The sequence below is a fragment of the Cyclobacterium qasimii M12-11B genome, from assembly GCF_000427295.1.
GTDB lineage: Bacteria > Bacteroidota > Bacteroidia > Cytophagales > Cyclobacteriaceae > Cyclobacterium > Cyclobacterium qasimii.
Genome location: NZ_ATNM01000142.1, coordinates 1 through 18,401, shown reverse-complemented (window position 1 = coordinate 18,401; position 18,401 = coordinate 1). Strand labels below are relative to the sequence as shown.

The 18,401-nt window shown below is 39.8% G+C and carries 14 protein-coding genes and 2 pseudogenes; 11 read left to right on the top strand and 5 right to left on the bottom strand.

Annotation, left to right across the window (positions count from 1 at the left end):
* The first annotated feature begins 116 nt into the window (after nt 1–116).
* From ADICYQ_RS27215 to rpmF, 6 genes are all read left to right on the top strand, one after another.
* Entirely contained in the window at nt 117–593 is a 477-nt protein-coding gene (locus ADICYQ_RS27215; RefSeq protein WP_161625617.1) for a LysM peptidoglycan-binding domain-containing protein, read from the top strand.
* Nucleotides 559–1,260 carry a DPBB and LysM peptidoglycan-binding domain-containing protein gene (locus ADICYQ_RS27210; RefSeq protein ID WP_235114794.1) on the top strand — a complete coding sequence of 234 codons (702 nt, stop codon included), beginning with the start codon at nt 559–561 and terminating at the stop codon, nt 1,258–1,260. Before ADICYQ_RS27215 ends, ADICYQ_RS27210 begins: the two co-directional genes overlap by 35 nt.
* A 193-nt stretch (nt 1,261–1,453) precedes the next feature.
* On the top strand, nt 1,454–2,473 hold the full coding sequence (gene pdxA / locus ADICYQ_RS18070) for a 4-hydroxythreonine-4-phosphate dehydrogenase PdxA (RefSeq protein WP_020891744.1): 1,020 nt from the start codon (nt 1,454–1,456) through the stop codon (nt 2,471–2,473).
* Nucleotides 2,474–2,542: 69 nt separating this feature from the next.
* Nucleotides 2,543–2,908, top strand: a complete 366-nt coding sequence (locus ADICYQ_RS18065) for a YceD family protein (RefSeq protein WP_020891743.1) — start codon at nt 2,543–2,545, stop codon at nt 2,906–2,908.
* Nucleotides 2,892–3,095, top strand: a complete 204-nt coding sequence (locus ADICYQ_RS29845; RefSeq protein ID WP_020891742.1) for a DUF177 domain-containing protein — start codon at nt 2,892–2,894, stop codon at nt 3,093–3,095. Before ADICYQ_RS18065 ends, ADICYQ_RS29845 begins: the two co-directional genes overlap by 17 nt.
* Before the next feature lie 18 nt (nt 3,096–3,113).
* Nucleotides 3,114–3,305 carry a 50S ribosomal protein L32 gene (gene rpmF, locus ADICYQ_RS18060; RefSeq protein WP_020891741.1) on the top strand — a complete coding sequence of 64 codons (192 nt, stop codon included), beginning with the start codon at nt 3,114–3,116 and terminating at the stop codon, nt 3,303–3,305.
* A 54-nt stretch (nt 3,306–3,359) separates the two neighbouring features.
* On the opposite strand, the gene ADICYQ_RS18055 is transcribed toward rpmF, so the two are convergent.
* Nucleotides 3,360–4,943, bottom strand: coding sequence for a hypothetical protein (locus ADICYQ_RS18055; RefSeq protein ID WP_020891740.1), 1,584 nt, complete (start codon nt 4,941–4,943; stop codon nt 3,360–3,362).
* A gap of 139 nt (nt 4,944–5,082) precedes the next feature.
* Between ADICYQ_RS18055 and ADICYQ_RS18050 the strand changes: the two genes are divergently transcribed.
* From ADICYQ_RS18050 to ADICYQ_RS27205, 4 genes are all read left to right on the top strand, one after another.
* Nucleotides 5,083–6,234, top strand: coding sequence for a 2-isopropylmalate synthase (locus ADICYQ_RS18050; RefSeq protein ID WP_020891739.1), 1,152 nt, complete (start codon nt 5,083–5,085; stop codon nt 6,232–6,234).
* A 146-nt stretch (nt 6,235–6,380) separates the two neighbouring features.
* Entirely contained in the window at nt 6,381–7,655 is a 1,275-nt protein-coding gene (locus ADICYQ_RS18045; protein WP_020891738.1) for an amidohydrolase/deacetylase family metallohydrolase, read from the top strand.
* Between the two features lie 14 nt (nt 7,656–7,669).
* On the top strand, nt 7,670–8,368 hold the full coding sequence (locus ADICYQ_RS18040) for a metallophosphoesterase family protein (RefSeq protein ID WP_020891737.1): 699 nt from the start codon (nt 7,670–7,672) through the stop codon (nt 8,366–8,368).
* A complete protein-coding gene (locus ADICYQ_RS27205) occupies nt 8,368–8,697 on the top strand; it encodes a hypothetical protein (RefSeq protein ID WP_020891736.1) in 330 nt (109 codons plus the stop codon). Before ADICYQ_RS18040 ends, ADICYQ_RS27205 begins: the two co-directional genes overlap by 1 nt.
* Nucleotides 8,698–8,917: 220 nt before the next feature.
* Here the strand turns inward: ADICYQ_RS27205 and ADICYQ_RS18030 are convergent, their stop codons facing one another.
* Nucleotides 8,918–9,268: a Spx/MgsR family RNA polymerase-binding regulatory protein gene (locus ADICYQ_RS18030; protein WP_040417017.1), complete on the bottom strand. Its 351-nt coding sequence runs from the start codon at nt 9,266–9,268 to the stop codon at nt 8,918–8,920.
* A gap of 510 nt (nt 9,269–9,778) precedes the next feature.
* Here ADICYQ_RS18030 and ADICYQ_RS18025 point away from each other — a divergent pair.
* Nucleotides 9,779–12,898 (top strand): DUF5107 domain-containing protein, encoded by a 3,120-nt coding sequence (locus ADICYQ_RS18025; protein WP_040417016.1) that lies wholly within the window; start codon nt 9,779–9,781, stop codon nt 12,896–12,898.
* A 57-nt stretch (nt 12,899–12,955) separates the two neighbouring features.
* Here ADICYQ_RS18025 and hemL read toward each other — a convergent pair.
* The 3 genes and pseudogenes from hemL to guaA form a co-directional block, all read right to left on the bottom strand.
* A pseudogene (hemL, locus tag ADICYQ_RS18020) lies at nt 12,956–14,241 on the bottom strand (glutamate-1-semialdehyde 2,1-aminomutase).
* A 4-nt stretch (nt 14,242–14,245) separates the two neighbouring features.
* Nucleotides 14,246–15,910, bottom strand: a complete 1,665-nt coding sequence (locus ADICYQ_RS18015) for an ABC transporter substrate-binding protein (RefSeq protein WP_040417015.1) — start codon at nt 15,908–15,910, stop codon at nt 14,246–14,248.
* 151 nt (nt 15,911–16,061) lie between these two features.
* Nucleotides 16,062–17,590: pseudogene (gene guaA, locus ADICYQ_RS18010) on the bottom strand (glutamine-hydrolyzing GMP synthase).
* Nucleotides 17,591–18,401 lie beyond the last annotated feature (811 nt).

Genomic DNA, 18,401 nt, shown 5'->3' with positions numbered 1-18,401 from the left:
ATATACCAATAAAAATGATCATCCCCCCTATTGGTGTAAAATGGAGTTGCAATTGATAAAATAAATATCAAATTTGCATGATTATTAGAAATTTATTGTTAAAAACCGTTAGTAAAATGAAGTGCTGGATATTGATTATAGGGATAATTGGCTTTGCTGTCCCATCTAAAGGAGCATTACTTGTGGGATCAGATTCTGTGGGGATAGAGAAAATTGGAGGTAAATCCTACATTATTCACCAGGTAGATCCACAAGAAACTTTGTTTGGGATTTCAAGAAGGTACAACACTCCTGTAAATGAACTTGTCCAAAACAATGACTCTTTAAAAGATGGTCTAAAAATAGGCCAACGCATAAGGGTTCCCTATATAGAGCCAAAGATGATCCCGGAAGGTGCACAAGTTCACCATGTTACTCCTGGGGAGACACTCTTTTCCATTGCCAAATCCTATAATATCAGCATGGACAAACTAATGGAAGCCAATGCACTAAAAGGAACCGACCTAAGCGTAGGACAAGCCCTTATAATAGAAGGTGTTAAGGAACCAGTAAAACCTGTTGTTGCAAAAAAGTGGAAGAAACAGTCGCTGTAGCAGATCAAAAAGTAGCCGTTACCACACAAAAATAAATACGCCTAAAAAACAACCCAAGGAAAAAATAGTAAAAGAGAGTGTACCTGTGGTCACAAGCCCGACAGTAGTAGCCTCTCCTACAGTTTCTACTACAGGCAACTGGATATCTCATCAAGTGGTACAGGGTGAAACTTTGTTTGCCATAGCAAGAAAATATGAAGCCAATGTTGGCGATATCATCAAGTGGAATGGACTTTCTTCTAACAACCTGTCCGTTGGACAAACCTTGAAAGTTAGCAGGGAGACCAATGCGAATATCCCCGTAACTCAGTTACCAGGAAACAGTACATCCACACCTGAACAGACCAACTCTGAAAGCGCATCAACCACACCAACAAACAACATCAGCACATCCACTGCTTTCAAAAATGTAAACGAGAGTGGTCAGGCGGAAGTGATCGAAGGGACAGGAAACCACAAAAAATTCCTGGTTTTGCATAGAAATGCTCCAGTAGGAACGATCATGAGGGTCAGAAATGAAGAAAATGACGTGACTGTTTTCGCTCGTGTTGTTGGCGTATTGCCTGAAACAGGTGACAACAATAAACTATTGATCAAATTGTCTAAAGCAGCTTTTGATCAGTTAAAAGCAGTCAACAATCGCTTCAGAGTTGAAGTCTCCTATTAATTTATTTTTTATGTCAGAAAAGGCATGACATATCAATGCCCATCCTGACATAAAAAAACAAGGGGTAATCTATAAAAGACCACCAGCTAACTTTAAAATTGACACTGGATCCAAACTGGTAAAACCCATTAAATTAGAATAAGGATTAAATTATTTTATAATTTTGTCATTTATTAGCCAAAGATAAAAGTCCATGAGCATAAAAAAGAATAAACCCGTAATCGGAATTAGCATAGGTGATATCAACGGTATTGGTGCAGAGGTTACAATGAAGGCTTTGCTGGACAACAGGCTTCAAAAAATGATTACCCCTGTCATCTATGGCCATGGCAAGGCGCTTACCTTTTACAGGAAAGCATTAGACATGAATGAATTTAATTTTATTCAGATCAAAAGTATTGAAGAGGTTCATCATAGAAAGATCAACGTGATCAATGTCGTACAGGAATCACCTGAGGTGATGCCAGGCGTTGAAACCCGAGACGCTGGCAGTATGGCCCTCGCAGCCATAGATCAAGCCATAGTGGACTTAAAAAGCGGCCAATTGGACGCATTAGTAACTGCTCCTCTAAACAAAAACAATATCAACAGTACTGAAACGCCATTTGTAGGGCATACTGAGTACTTGACCAATGCATTTGACACCACCGAAAGCATGATGTTCATGGTATCAGAGGACATGCGCGTAGGATTGGTTACTGGACATATTCCTCTTAAGGACATTGCTGCTGGGGTTACCGAAGCAAGCATCAGGGCCAAATTAAAAATAATGATCCGTTCACTCAAGAATGATTTTGGGATTTCAAAACCTAAGATTGCGGTATTGGGTCTTAACCCACATGCCGGAGAAGATGGACTATTGGGAAATGAAGAGCTGGAAATCATACAACCTGTTGTGAAAAGTTTTAAAGAAGAAGGCGCCTTGGTTTTTGGTCCTTATCCATCGGATGGTTTCTTTGGAATGATGCATCAGAAAAGGTTTGATGGTGTTTTGGCCATGTACCATGACCAAGGACTAATTCCTTTTAAGGCCTTATGTTTCGAATCAGGAGTGAATTTCACTGCCGGGCTACCAATAATAAGAACAAGTCCTGATCATGGGACAGCCTACAATATTGCTGGAAAAAACGACGCAAACCCCGGTTCTATGCGATCTGCGATTTTTCTTGCGCATGATATGATTAAACGAAAAGAAAACTTAATGGCTACTTAATGAAATTATTGAAGGGTAGATTTTATTAATCAGAAATATTTATCTAAATTTGCGGTCTTAATTCAGAAAATGAAATTCATAAGGAAATTCGATATTGACATTATCCCACTGAAAGAAGGGAAGCACAATTTCACTTTTGAAATTGACTCCGAGTTTCTTGAACATTTTGAAAACAGTGGTGATATCGTAAATGACGTAGACATTAAGGTAGAGCTAGAACTTGATAAAAGAATTAACTTAATTGAAGCTAATTTTAATTTGAAGGGGAAGGTAAATCTTACTTGCGACAGAAGTCTTGAGGATTTTGATCAACCTACTGACCTTTCTCATAAGATCCTGTACAAGTATGGACAGGAAGAGGCGGAAATAGATGACGAGATCTTTTTTCATAACCCAAGACACACAAAGCATCAATGTGATGCAATTGATCTATGAATTTATTTTGCTCGGAATCCCTGCAAAAAAAATTCATCCTGATCACCTGACAGAAGAGGACGAAGATGATGAGGACGAGGGTTGGATTGTGTATGAAGCAAGAGAAAGTGACTTAACAGAAGAACAAATGAAAGACGACCAAAATCCGTTTTGGAAAGCTTTAAAGAATTTAAAAAATAACGAATAATCTAAAAATTACATAGATATGGCGCATCCTAAAAGGAAAATTTCCAAAACCAGAAGAGATAAAAGAAGAACACATTATAAATTAAACGCACCTGGTTTGGCTCAATGTCCTACCACTGGAGAGTTTCATTTACCTCACAGAGCTTTCTGGCTTGAGGACAAATTGTATTACAAAGGTCAGGTAATCATGGAAAAAAAGGTTTTAGCCTAATTTCCTAAATATTCCTGTAGAGCTGCCTGATCTGCTAAAGACCAGGCAGCTTTTTCATAAGCTATTGTTAGATATTCTGTACTTTTCCCGCTTAATTTTCTCTGAAAATTTTTGTCGGATTATTTCCTGTACAAGTCTGTTTTCTATTTTACTCTCTAGCCAGGAAATAATATCTAAATATAAAAAAGCCCTTTTTTCAAAGGGATGGTTTTCGTAGACAAGCAACTTTTCTCTTAGCTCTATGAACGCCCCTTTAAGTTCATGGTCATAAATCCGACTTAAATTTCGAACAAAGCGCATCATCTCTTTTTGTACTTGGTGTAAATCATCCATCTTAATTAAAAAACGGTAGACATTTCTGATCTGCCCATCCAATTTCTCATCAATCCCAGCCTCATAGCTCGCAATTAATTTTAGGATATGGGCAAAACATTGCAAATCTTCCCGTAGACCAATCTGGCTATTCTGGATCACCTGGTCCAGGTATACTATTGCTCTTTCATTGTCCCCGCTTCCAAAATAAAGGCAGGCTATCTTATAATGCAAAACCATAAGGTGATGCACATCAAGTTTCCGTTTGAGCGGCGCTATATCCCTTAATAAATCAGGCACGATTTCTTTAACCCCTTTAGTAAAGTCCCCTTTAAGAAAATAAAAATTAATCATGTTGGAGTAGAGGTAGAGAAAGGAAAGAATCCTACTGTTCCCATCCAAAACAAAGTCTTTTTGCTGTACACTTACCTTGAACTCCTTCAATACCATGGCAAAACGCTCATAATACCCCAAATAGAATAGGGTATCCAACAAATAATGATAAGCCTTTAGGTAACTTCCCGTAGCGACCTTTATCATCTGGGGCTCAGCATGAAATAAATCTACCCAGTGCTGGGCTGCTCTATAGCATACCGGAAAATCTTGTATAATATGGAAATACCAAACCTGGGCTTGAAACAGGTACATTTTCTCATAAAACCCAAGTGTCATAAAATCATATACAGGCATGTTCTGCTTGTAAAAATTCTCCAGCATTTCCCTTCCCTCTCTATCCTTGATATAACCCGTCTTTAAATAGATACCGTACAATTGCAATGAAAGGCTTGAAAACCGATTCTTTAAGTCCACCCTTTTTGACAAGACTGAAGATTCCTCACTGAGAATATCTGCCCTGTTTTTAATGCTTCGGGTAATGTGTTGTGACTCGATAACTTTTTCCATCTCCACAACTCTGAGCATAATCGTATCGAGACTGTACAAACTTGCTACCTGTTTGGCTTTGTCCAGTGTTTTCAGGCTTTGCATGTACAAACCCTTATTGAACAGAATTCTCCCAAAGTCTATTTGCTCATTTAGCTGCAACTCTATATTCCTATCGGCATACAATAGCCGAAGAGAAGTTAAAACCTGCTTGTACAAATGCGCTTTCATGTTTGACAATTGCTTTTTAGTAACGGGTGCTTTTTCCAGCAATTGCTGCTCATTGTAAGCACTCATCTTATCTAAAGCATCAAAAAGCAAAAGAAATTTAGCCCCTTCATTTGCGGCGAGACGCTTGGCAAACAATTTGAAATTTCTTTTTTCAGAAGGTGACAAGCTATTTATCAGGTCAAACAAAAAATCTTTTTTACTATTGGGTATCATAATATAATCACTATTAAATATCTCATTTACAATTAATTACACCATTTAAACAACCGTTAGGTGTCGGACATATAAAGTTAATCGAATTTATTGGCTAATTGGAAGGTTCTAATTTAGATTTTATTAAAATATTAAAATTATGGATAAGAATCACGTATTGATCTTTGACACCACCCTACGAGATGGGGAACAAGTGCCCGGATGTAAATTAAACACCCCTCAAAAAATAGAAATAGCACAACAACTAGAGGCTTTAGGTGTAGATGTGATCGAAGCAGGTTTTCCTATTTCAAGTCCCGGAGATTTTAATTCTGTGATTGAAATATCAAAAAATATCACAGAGCCTATTATTTGCGGGCTATCCAGAGGCGTAAAAAAAGACATAGAAGTGGCTGCCGAAGCGCTTAGATTTGCACGGCGCCCAAGAATACATACTGGTATTGGTACATCTGATTATCATATCAAACATAAGTTCAATAGCAACAGAGACAACATTCTTGAATGGGCTTCTGGAGCCGTTGCACATGCAAAAAGTTTTGTGGAGGATGTAGAGTTTTATGCTGAAGATGCTGGAAGAACAGACAATGAATACCTAGCAAGGGTTTGTGAAGCAGTTATCAAGGCTGGAGCCACTGTTCTAAACATCCCTGACACCACGGGTTATTGTTTACCAGATGAATATGGCGCCAAAATAAAATACCTGGCCGACAATGTAAGGGGAATTGAGAATGTAATCATTTCCGCTCATTGCCACAATGACCTTGGACTTGCCACAGCCAACTCTATAGCCGCTATAATGAATGGTGCCCGTCAAATTGAGTGCACGATCAATGGAATAGGTGAAAGAGCCGGAAACACTTCTTTGGAAGAGGTCACCATGATAATGAAGCAGCACCCAAGGCTTAACGTCACCAATAATATTAACTCCCGATTACTTAATCCAATTAGTCGTCTTGTAGCGGATAGAATGGGAATGATGGTCCAGCCAAATAAAGCCATCGTTGGTTCCAATGCTTTTGCCCATTCTTCTGGCATCCACCAAGATGGCGTTATTAAGAATAGAGAAACGTATGAGATCATTGATCCACTAGAAGTAGGAGTGGATGAATCCATGATCGTACTTACGGCAAGATCAGGAAGAGCAGCACTAGCCTATCGGGCGCACAAGGTAGGTCACTCCCTTTCTAAAGTGGAGTTAGACAAAGTCTATAATGTTTTCCTAAAACATGCTGATATGAAAAAGGAAATATTGGATGAAGACATTCATCAAATTATTCTAGAAGCTGTATAAAATTAAAAAACTTTTAAAAAAACGGAGGACTAATATCCTCCGTTTTTTTTTTAATCTTCCCAAAAAGCCGATTAGCAAAATTCGCTTGCTACTACGAAGCTTATGCGCTAAATTATCCCAAGAAATTAAAAAACAACACTAACCGCATGAACAGCATTAAAAAAATCGCCTTCAATTGGCTTAAATTAGCCTTCACATTCGCATTACTTGGGATAGGCTCCATTCAAGGTATCGCTCAACAATATGATCTTTTGATCAAAGGTGGCCATTTAATGGATGCTAAAAACAATATTGATGAGCCTATGGATATTGCCATAATAGGCGATAAAATAGCACTTGTTCAAAAAACAATTGCAGCAGATCTGGCCGCAGAAGTAATAGATGTCACAGGATTATATGTAAGCCCTGGCCTGGTAGATATTCATACGCATAATTTCTATGGTCTTGACCCAAAAGGGCAATACAGTAGTGGTTACAGTGCCATTCATCCTGACGGCTACACCTTACCTTTTGGAGTTACTACTGTCGTAGATACAGGTGGTTCAGGATGGAGAAATTTTGTCCAGTTTAAGGAACAAGTTATCGATAGGGTAAGGACAAGAGTTCTGGTAATGCTCAATATAGTCGGTCATGGAATGAAGGGTTCTCTTTATGAACAAAACATGGATGACATGGATCCTAAAATGACTGCATTGATTGCCAAACAATTTCCTGAGTACATTGTAGGCGTCAAAGTAGCGCATTTTTCAGGTCATGAATGGGGGCCTGTAGATCGACTGGTAAAAGCTGGTGAAATGGCAGACATCCCAGTGATGGTAGATTTCGGTGGATCCAATCCTCCGCTTCCTTTAGAGACCTTATTTATGGAAAAACTTAGGCCTGGTGATATCTACACGCACATTTTTGGTGGCGGTGGCCCAGGTAGGGAAGCCTTGGTAGATGCATCAGGGGAATTACGTCCCTTTATAAAAGCGGCTCAGGAAAGAGGTATTATCTATGATGTGGGACATGGTGGTTCAAGCTTTCAATTCAAACATGCAATTCCTTCAATTGAACAAGGTATCAAACCAAATACAATCAGTACAGATAGTCACTTGAGTAGTATCATGAGTGGAATGAAAAACATGAACAATGTAATGTCTAAGTTCCTTAATATAGGCATGAACTTACAAGAGGTAGTAACCGCTTCAACGTGGACACCAGCTCAAGTAATCAAGCGAACAGAATTAGGTCATTTAAGTAAAGGGGCTATTGCAGACATTGCTATTTTCAATGTACTCGAAGGGGAATTCGGCTTTACCGAAAAAACCGGTATTGGTAAAATGACTGGTAAATACAAAATAGAAAATGAATTGACCGTTCGTTCAGGTAAAGTAGTGTGGGACTTAAATGGCCTTACTGCTCCTATGTGGGATGAATAAAAATTAATCTATTTATGAAAAGACGACATTTCTTCCAAAATGCCGGAGCATTGTCTGCTGGACTAGCCCTGGGTGTGAGCGATGGCCTATTGGCTGCACAACCAAAAGCAGACTACAAAAAACATCCTTTTATTATAGGTGTAAATGGGCATAAAATCACCTATAATGTACCCAATCTAAGCCAAAAAGTAAAAATCATGCATGTCACTGACACGCATTTATGGCGGGATGATGAAAGGGGTGTTAAGTTCCAGGAGTATAGCGGAAGAATGGCTAAAGCTTACAATGAGACCAAACATTTTCTCAGTGGTGAGCCTACTCATCCAGAGGAGGCTTTTGAAGCTACACTAGAAATTGCCAGGCAGGAAAAAGCAGATGCGATCACCCTGACTGGCGATTTATTTAGTTTTCCTTCGGAAGCAGCCATAGAATGGGCTTTTGATAAATTGGAAAAAACGGGTATCCCCTACTTCTATTCAAGTGGCAATCACGATTGGCATTATGAAGGAATGAAAGGAAGCCTGCACGAATTGAGGGAAACCTGGATTAACGAACGGCTACTCCCTCTGTACAAGGGCCAAAATCCACTGATGTATGCTGTGGATGTGAAGGGTATTAATGTGGTCAATATAGACAACAGTTATTATGAGATACTTCCTGAGCAACTCGCGTTTTATAAAGCAGAAGCAAAAAAGGGAAACCCATGCTCTTAATGATGCATATTCCACTTTATGCACCAGGAAGAACTTTGGGTTATGGCTGTGGTCATCCTGAATACAATGCTCAAAATGACAGAAATTTTGAAATTGAACGAAGGGAACGTTGGCCTGAAAACGGTCATAGTAGCACAACCATGGAATTTCACAAAGCGGTTTTCAACACCAGCAACCTTCTGGGTGTATTTGCAGGACATATCCATCGGCAAACCATTGACTGGGCAATGGGCATCCCTCAGTTTCTAACCAGTCCAAATGCCTCTGGCGGATACCTGGACGTTGACTTTTTACCAATGGAGAAATCTGACAAAACGAAGTTCTCTTAAGACAAAAACAGACAATCTTATTTCGACCTACTGAATAGTGTCTGAAATAAGATTGTTTTTATCCTCATAAATCATCAAGGCAAACACGCTTCAGGAGTTAATGAGGCACAAATGGACTTTCAGTTCTCCCTTGTTGTTCCCCCCACAGATAACTCCACTCAATTCTTCGCCAAAATCTCAGAAGGGATTAATTTAATGCGTGTTGTTCTAAATCGGTTTATCAGTCTTTGGAACGAATCAAATCTTCGTCCAATCCAGCCTGCATGCTTCCATCATCAAACACCAAAATTGGACGTTTTATCATGCTGCTTTTTTCCTGTAAGATGGGGATTGCTGTTTCTTTACTTTCCAGGTCTGCCTTGGTATTTTCCTCCAGCTTCCTGAAAGTGGTGCCTTTCCGATTAATAACCGTATCTAAGCCAAGTGCTTCAATAAAGCTTTCTAAAAGTTTCGTGTCTGGTTGTTGCTTTTTATAATCGATAAATTCATAATCTTTGCCCAAGCTGTCAAACAAGGTAAAGGTCTTCTTCATCGTATTGCAATTTTTTATGCCGTAAATCTTTACACTCATGCTCTTTTTCTATTGGTTCAATTAATTATTTTTTCGCCATATTCGTTACAAAACCTAAAGTAGTAGGATTGTAAAAACTCAAATAAAGGTAGCAATAAAGGTTTAATTAGCGCTGGGAATAACGTGGAATATTTACTTTTTAGACCCAATGAAAAATGAGAAAATGGCTAAAATTAACGTGTCAACTTCAGCCATCCTTTAAAAGTTGTACCCAAAACGAATTAACAGCTAAGGTCTGTTGTTAAACTATTTAGAGCGGTTTTCACTTCCCCTTTTACCGAGGGAGAAACCCTTTATCAAAAAAGCATTGGTTATTAAATTGTATTAAAGAAATTTTACTAAGTAATAAGCAAAAGAACTACGTATAATTAAATATAAACTATTGAAAAGCAATTGGTTTTAACACTAACTCCTATTGTTTCGATAATTTCAACACCCCAATAACTTGAAATAACCATTGCTTATCCGCATATTCAAACAAGATAATCTTCTAAAAAAGACCTACCTAATATGAAATTAAAGATAGTAGTCCTCCTCGCTTCGATGTTGGCCTTAGTAAAAATTGGAAACGCTCAGGAAGCAAAAATTTCCCAACAGCAAACCGTTTTTCAGACGTATCCTTTCTCAGATCCCAATCCAATTCCTTCACTTGCTCACAAGCCGGGCATTTATCCCTATTTTAATTTTGACGGTTTTAGTGTAAAGCCAGAAAAGAAGGAATGGAATGTTATCACCCTTGAAAATGAATTCCTAAAAGTCACTGTAATGCCTGAAATCGGTGGAAGGATTTGGGGAGCCATAGAAAAATCAACTGGTGAGGATTTCATTTATGAAAATGAAGTGGTGAAATTTAGAAACATTGCCATGAGGGGGCCATGGACATCCGGTGGCATTGAGTTTAACTTTGGTATTATTGGCCACTCTCCTGCTACAGCCAGCCCAGTGGACTACATGTATTATGAGAATGAAGACGGTAGTATTACCTGTGTGGTGGGTACTATTGATCTTCCTTCAAGAACACAATGGAGAGTCAAAATCAACTTACCAAAAGACAAAGCTTACTTTGAAACAGAGGCCGTTTGGTACAATCCTGAACCTTTAAGACAGCCCTACTACAACTGGATGACCGCGGCTGCCCATGTTGCCAACGATCAGGAATTCTTTTACCCTGGCCACATTGCCTTGCAACATAGTGGAGAAGTAAAAGACTGGCCAATCCAGGATGGCATTGAAATCAATCATTATAAGAACAATAATTTTGGAGGTGCCAAATCACAACATATCGCTGGCTCATTTTTAAATCACTTTGGCGGCTATTTTCACGATCAAGAGATAGGCTTTGGACATTTCTCAACCTACGATGACAGCCCTGGTAAAAAACTTTGGTTATGGGCACTGTCTAGAAACGGTGGGATTTGGGAAGATCTATTGACCGATAAAAATGGCCAATACATGGAATTCCAGGCTGGAAGGATGTTGAACCAATTTTCTCCCTCCAAAAATGTGGATACTCCACTCACAAAGGCAGGTTTCGACCCTTACACAATCGATCAATGGTCGAACTATTGGTTTCCAGCCAAACAGATAGGTGGTATAAGCGACGTTTCCAAAATTGGAGTCATCCACATGGAGCGAACCAACAACCTGGTGAAATTGGGTTTCAATCCTTTCCAGAAGGTGGACGGTGCATTGGAAGTAAGTGTTAATGGGGAACTTGCTAAAACCTTGCCCATTCATGCAAATCCAATGGAAGTAATCACACATGAGTTTCAAGTGGGAGTGCCCTTAAAAGAAATGGTGGTTTCCTATAAAGGAGAGCAACTTTACAAATGGTCCGATACGGACGACATGAAACTTACCCGCCCTTTTGATAAAGTGAATGCGCCAGAACTTTCGGAGAATCAAAAGTTATATTTGGAGGCCAGGCAACAATACTACAGTAGAGAATATAAAAAGGCAAAAGCCAGTTATGAAACATTGCTTGAAAATGACCCGGGAAATCAAAAGGGTAGGATAGATTATGCTGAACTGCTTTTGCGTTTTACGCAATACGACGAGGCTTTAGCGCAAATTTATAAAGCGCTGGCAACCGATTATTTTGACCACCAGGCTAATTTCGTGGCAGGCAGCATTTACCTGGCCAAAGGACAGACAACACAGGCGCTTGAAGCCTTCGGTTGGGCTGCCAGATCTATGGAGTTCAGATCCTCAGCCTATGCCGTCATGTCCGAAATATACCTGTCTGAGGGGCAACTTAGCCAAGGGGAAGATTTTGCAAAAAAAGCACTTCGCAATAACACCAGTAATGTAATGGCACTTCAACCTTTGGCAGTAATCCAAAGGCTTAAAGGAGAAAAAGAATTGGCTGATGCTACCTTGGATAAACTTTGGGAGATTGATCCACTCAATCACTTCATTCGATTTGAAAGGTACCTTACTGACAAATCTCCGGCTTCATTGGCTAAATTTAAGGAAATGATAAACAATGAATTCCCTTATCAAACCTATATAGAATTAGCTTCTGTGTATAAAAAATACAATCAGAAAGAAGCTGCCATTGAGGTTTTGGAAAATAGCCCGTCCCATGCTTTGGTGAATTTATGGCTGGCCTACCTGGATCCTTCACAAAAGGATGCACAACTGAAAGAAATGATGGATCATTCCACAGCCTTTGTATTGCCTTTCCGAAAAGAAACCCTTCCGATGCTAAAATGGGCCCAATCAGAAGTATCTTCCTGGAAGGTCGATTATTATCTTGCCCTCAACCTTTTGGCCATGCAGCAGGAAGCTGAAGCCTACCAATTATTAGAAACAATTGGGCAATCTGCTGATGAGGCCACTTTTTACCTAAGTAGAGCAATGCTTCTGGACACAGAGAAAGGTAGAAATCCTCTGGAAGATCTGGAAAAGTCGCTAGCATTAGACAAAACAGAATGGAGAACCTATTTTCAGCTCATTCAACAGCATGTTGCAGCTGGTGATGATCAAAAGGCCATGAGCATTGCAAGAGAGGCTATAAAAGCTTTTTCTGGGAATTATGTCCTAGAAATGGAATTCATCAAACTACTCAATAAAAATGGTGATTATAAAATGGCCATGAACCTATTGGATAAAATTGAGGTGCTACCACATGAAGGCGCCGGAGGGGGAAGGACACTTTATGAAAGTGTCTACCTAAATGCTGCACTCAAGGACATTCAGAATAAAAAATGGACTGCTGCAACTAGTAAAATTGAAAAATCAAGAATTTGGCCTGAAAACCTGGGTGTAGGCAAGCCTTATAGCCCAAGAGAAATTCTTCAAGATTATTTGGCTGCTATGGTGAACAAAGCGAGAAATAATCAACAGCAATTTTCAAAATACATGGAAGCTGTCATTTCTCAATCAGACATTTTAAGCTTAAATAGCCAGGAGCAAGCACTTGTAATACTGGCCTTGAAGAACACTGGTCAAGAAGATGCTTCCAGTGCCTTGATAGAAAAAATCAAGAAGGAAGGATCTCCTTCTGCAGTAACGAAACTTGAAAATCTTCTGGATTACGCTTCAAACAATGGAGAAGCCGGTTCGGATACCGAGAAAGACAATGGAATCGTAAATAAAATTATTGGAGCTACCCAATCAGTCTATTAACAAAAAAAAGGGAGCCTTTCGATATTCGAAAGGCTCCCTTTTTTTTCTTTACTTAATCTATAAACTTTTTAAAGTTTGCTCATTCGCATCTAAGATTTGATCAAGATGTGTTTGCTCCAAGGCTGTTGAGAGAAACAAACTTTCATACTGAGAAGGAGCAAGGTAAATGCCTTTATCTAACATTCCCCTAAAGTATTTCCCAAATAAACCTGTATCACAGGTTTGGGCATCTGCAAAATTCTTTACTTTTTGATCGGTAAAGAAAAGCGTATACATGCTTCCCAAATTGTTTATGGTATAAGGAAGTCCCAATCGGTTGAGGATCTCCTTTAAGCCATTTACCAGCGTATCACCTGTCTTGCTCAACTGGGTGTAAACCGATGGATTTTCATTTAGGTATTTTAGCATCGTTAGGCCAGCGGCCATGGCAATGGGGTTTCCAGAAAGCGTTCCCGCTTGGTAAACAGGTCCTGATGGGGAAACAAAATCCATTATTTCAGCCTTACCTCCATAAGCACCTACCGGCATGCCTCCACCGATAATCTTGCCCATAGTGGTAAGGTCAGGAATGACATCCATAAGCTGCTGTGCTCCTCCAGGAGAAAGCCTGAAGCCAGTCATCACCTCATCAAATATTAATACGATGCTTTCTTCATCACAAATTTTTCGCAGCCCCTGTAAAAAGCCAGGTTCAGGCAGCACACATCCCATATTCCCAGCTACTGGCTCTAGAATAATGGCTGCAATTTCTCCTTTATTTGCGGCCACCACTTCTTTGACTTTCTCAAGATCATTAAAAGGAGCAAGTAAAGTATCTTTAGCTGTTCCTTTGGTAACTCCAGGAGAATTCGGATTTCCCATAGTAATGGCACCTGATCCTGCAGCTATTAAAAACTATCACCATGACCATGGTAATTCCCTTCAAATTTTAAAAACTTTTCTCTTCCTGTATATCCTCTGGCTAACCGAACTGCCGACATGGTAGCTTCTGTACCACTGTTGACCATTCTAACTTTTTCTACAGAAGGAACCATTTTTGTGATCAATTCCGCAATTTCTACCTCCAGGCCTGTCGGCGCTCCGAAAGAAGTGCCATTTTCCATGGCTTTAATTACCGCTTCACGCACCAATGGATGGTTATGTCCAAGCAACATTGGCCCCCAACTGTTTATCGCTTCTATGTATTGGTTCCCATCTACATCATAGATATAAGCACCCTCTGCTTTCTCGATAAAGATAGGATCACCCCCTACAGCCTTAAATGCCCTAACAGGTGAATTTACTCCACCAGGAATAAATTTCTTGGCTTTTTCAAAAAGTTGCTTGCTTTTATTTGTCGTCATTTAATTATTCTTCAATAGTCAATACACCTTCTTCCAAACTTAATATTGGAACGTAATTATTAGATTTCACACGTGAGAAATTATACCCAAAGGTCAAATTCCCTTTGATAAAACTTCTTCTGTCAAGATTTTTTTGAAAGTCAAACCCATTTTCTTCATTGATAACCTTTGTTACAAAATCTGCCAATTCATAACCCATGTAGGCGAAAGATGAAGGATATGCTTTATAAATGTTCAGGTAATTAACTCTGAATTCATCTAGGACTTCGCTATTAAAGTCTACGGTATTATTCCCAACAAAATGGAAATTCTGAGCCTCCATCATGTCGTAATTGGCAAAATCGAAATACAACCAGCTTTCCATCACCACTACAGGCATGCCTGCTCCTAATGACTCTACAAGGCCAAAGGTAGGTGAAGCAATATTTGGATCATCAGAGAAAATAACCATAATATCCGCTGTCGGTCTGCCACCTCCACTTAATTCAAGGCTCTCAAAAAAGCCATGCATGTCTCTGGTAGTCACTTTCTGATTCTTAACTATTTGAAGCCCGCTATTTCTAGCCATTTCTACAAAGGTAGCTGCCAATAATTCATCTCTGCTTGTCCCTGAATAAGCCAATGCTACTCTTCTTCCTTCAAACTTGCGACAATAGTCCATTACTTTTTGGCTTATTGCCTGAATGGAAGGTCTGAACAAGTAGGAATATTGATACTCCTTAACGTTGTCATCTATATTTGACAGTGGATTAATCTGAGGAATATGCTTTTGTTGTGCGAAATTTGCAACTAGTGCTGTCTCTTCGGGGTAAAGCGGACCAATAATTACATCTGCTTTTTGCAAGAAGGGATCTTCAAGAATCCCCCGAACTTTGGCATCATTTCTCTCTGTGTCAAAAGTCTTAAAATTCAATTTTAAACCCTTAGCTTTAGCTTGTTCCAGTGCAAGAATTATTCCTTGGTGCAGTTGCAAAACGAAGTTATTTGAAGTAAGTGACTGCACACCGGATCTCCCTTCATAATTGAAAGGCAGTACTACAGCTATATCCAAAACCTTGTCCTTAACTTCATAAACGGTATCTCCATCGCCTTCGCCCATTGAAAAGGTCCTGCTTTTTATCGTCTCATACAGTTGCTTTTCGGTTGAGGACATTGCGCTTTGGGTCTCCAATCTTTCCTTTAGCGCCATGGCCAGACCATCGTTATCCGGAAAAAGCCCATATTGAACAGCCAGAGAACTTGATGCACTTACCTTCAAAAAATCATAACTTGCCCTATAGCCCTCTTTTTTCAAGGAATCGTCAGTAATTTCATCAATTAACCGAAGGCCATCATTTGGGGCAGACTGTTGAAAATGACACAGCGCCAGTAAATAACGCACATCATCTTTTTTATCAAAACCTCTTGTTTCTAAAAGAACGTTGAGTGCTTCCTTTGCCAGTTCAAATTGTCTGTTGCCATAAGCTGCTCTGGCAAAATGAAACCTCGCATAATCAGACAATGAACTGTATTTCTCTTTGTCAAGATAGGGTCTAAGCAATTCCATTGCTTCTGTTTGATTCCCCTGCTCTATTTGCTTTTTAGCTTGCTCAAATTGATCAAAACCCTCCTGCGAAAACACAGAGGATAAGGGAACAATAAGAAATAGAAAGTATAGTATTATTTTCATGTGGTGAAGAATTCTTTAATGGTGTAGTTTCAAACTTCGTACCTTTTTTCACAAAAAACCGTCATCATACCAAAATTACGAAATTAAATTTTCCTTAAGCATATTTACATAAAAAAGCCTGATAGCTACATCAGGCTTTTCTGTTATTTTTTTATTCCCACTCTATGGTTGCCGGTGGTTTAGAACTGATATCATACACCACCCGGTTGACACCTTTCACTTTATTGATAATGTCATTGGATACCTTTCCTAGAAAATCATAGGGCAAATGAACCCAATCCGCAGTCATTCCATCTACAGAAGATACCGCTCTAAGCGCTACTACTCTTTCGTAAGTTCTTTCATCACCCATTACCCCTACAGACTGTACGGGCAATAACATGGAACCCGCCTGCCAAACTTCATCGTATAAGCCTGCATCTTTTAATCCCTGAATGAATATATAATCTACTTCCTGAAGCGTTTGCACCTTTTCTGGAGTAACATCTCCCAAAATCCTAATCCCAAGTCCCGGACCAGGGAAAGGGTGTCTGCCAATGATGGCATCTGAGATGCCTAAAGCTTTACCAACTTCCCTTACACCATCTTTAAAAAGCGTATTTAGTGGCTCCACTACTTTAAGTTTCATGAAATCTGGAAGCCCTCCCACATTGTGGTGGGATTTTATGGTTGCGGATGGCCCGTTTACAGACACCGATTCTATCACATCAGGATAAATGGTGCCTTGTCCCAGCCATTTGACATCTTTGATTTTATGTGCTTCCTCATCAAAGACCTCAATAAATGTTTTACCAATGGCTTTTCTTTTCCTTCAGGATCAGAGATTCCTGCCAAGGCATCGTAAAACTTCTGCTTGGAATCAACACCAATGACGTTGAGTCCCATCCCTTTGTAAGACTCCAGCACCTCTTCATACTCGTTCTTCCGCAAGAGACCGTTGTCCACAAAGACACAAGTCAATTGATCGCCAATAGCTCTGTGTATTAAAGTAGCTGCTACTGATGAATCCACACCACCAGACAAGCCCATTACTACACGATCTTTGCCTATACTTTCTTTAAGTGAATCGATGGTTGCATCTATGAATACATCTGAAGTCCAATCCTGAGCACAGTCACAAATCTGAACCACGAAATTTCTCAAGAGATTCTTACCCTCTGTAGAATGGGTTACTTCAGGATGAAATTGAATACCATAGGTTTCTTCACCTTGTACTTTATAGGCGGCTATTTTGACCGAGTGCGTACTGGCGATGACATCAAACCCTTCAGGTAATTCCTTGATGGTATCTCCATGAGACATCCAAACCTGAGAATCATGGGTCAATTCCCTAAAAAGCTTGGAATGGGTGTCCAAATGGGAAATTTTAGCCCTACCGTATTCCCTGATTTCTGAAGGAGTTACATTTCCTCCGTACTTCTGTGCCATAAGCTGTGCGCCATAGCATACGCCTAAAATTGGTAATTTACCGCGAAGTGCATCTAAATCCAGATCAGGAGAATCACTGTCTCTAACAGAGCAAGGACTGCCCGAAAGTATGATTCCTTTTATGTCTGGGGTGATTGGGGGGATTTTATTGAAGGGGTGAATTTCACAATATACATCCAGTTCCCTAACACGTCTGGCTATTAGCTGCGTGTACTGAGAACCAAAGTCTAGGATTAAAATCTGTTCTGCCATGCGCAAAGTTAATCAGCCCTTGCCAATTCCCGAAATAAAAAGGTGAATTTTCAAAAGAATATTTGGAGTTAATGGTTTACGAATGACTCATGAAACCAAGAAAAAATAGCAAACCCTAAAATTTAGGCGAACTACTCAGGGCAAATAAATACTAAAAGCGCTATTAGACAACACCTGCGTTTCATCTTCAAACGGACCAAACAAGACCCACCGGACCCTGAGCGGAGCCGAAGGGGTAGGCGTTTCGGGATACGTCACCGTATTACTTCAACTTCGCTCTGCCGCCTGGAGGTTTGTAACCTTTTTGACCGAATGGGTTCATGACGATCCGATTGGAATGGTTATAGTAATTAAACGATCGCCATTCTAAAAAAACAGACCTGAAGGGTCTGAACAATAATAACCGTGAGTGGCACAACCCACGGGAAAGACAAACACGCCTACACTCAACACTGAAGGTGTTGAACAGCGACATGTGATTCTAAAGCCGAATGAACTACAGGGCCAAAGTGGCAGGTGTTTCGGATTCGTCACCCTAAGGCTTCGGCTCCGCTCAGCCGCCGGGAAAGGGGTAGGTTTTTCCATTTATTATTTACGATTGAATTACAGTTTGCGGTGTCACGTCCTAAATTAGGTTTACTCTTTCTTTTCATTTTACACATTTATTTGTGTTTTTTTTTCTAGGATAGGTCAAAGTAAAAACTGAGATTGCCACCCTTCCAGGGCTCAGGATTTAAAATTTACCTATTGTCACAGGGCTGACACCCTGTGCTAAGTTACTACCCCCTTTCAGGGCTAAAATGAAAAAATA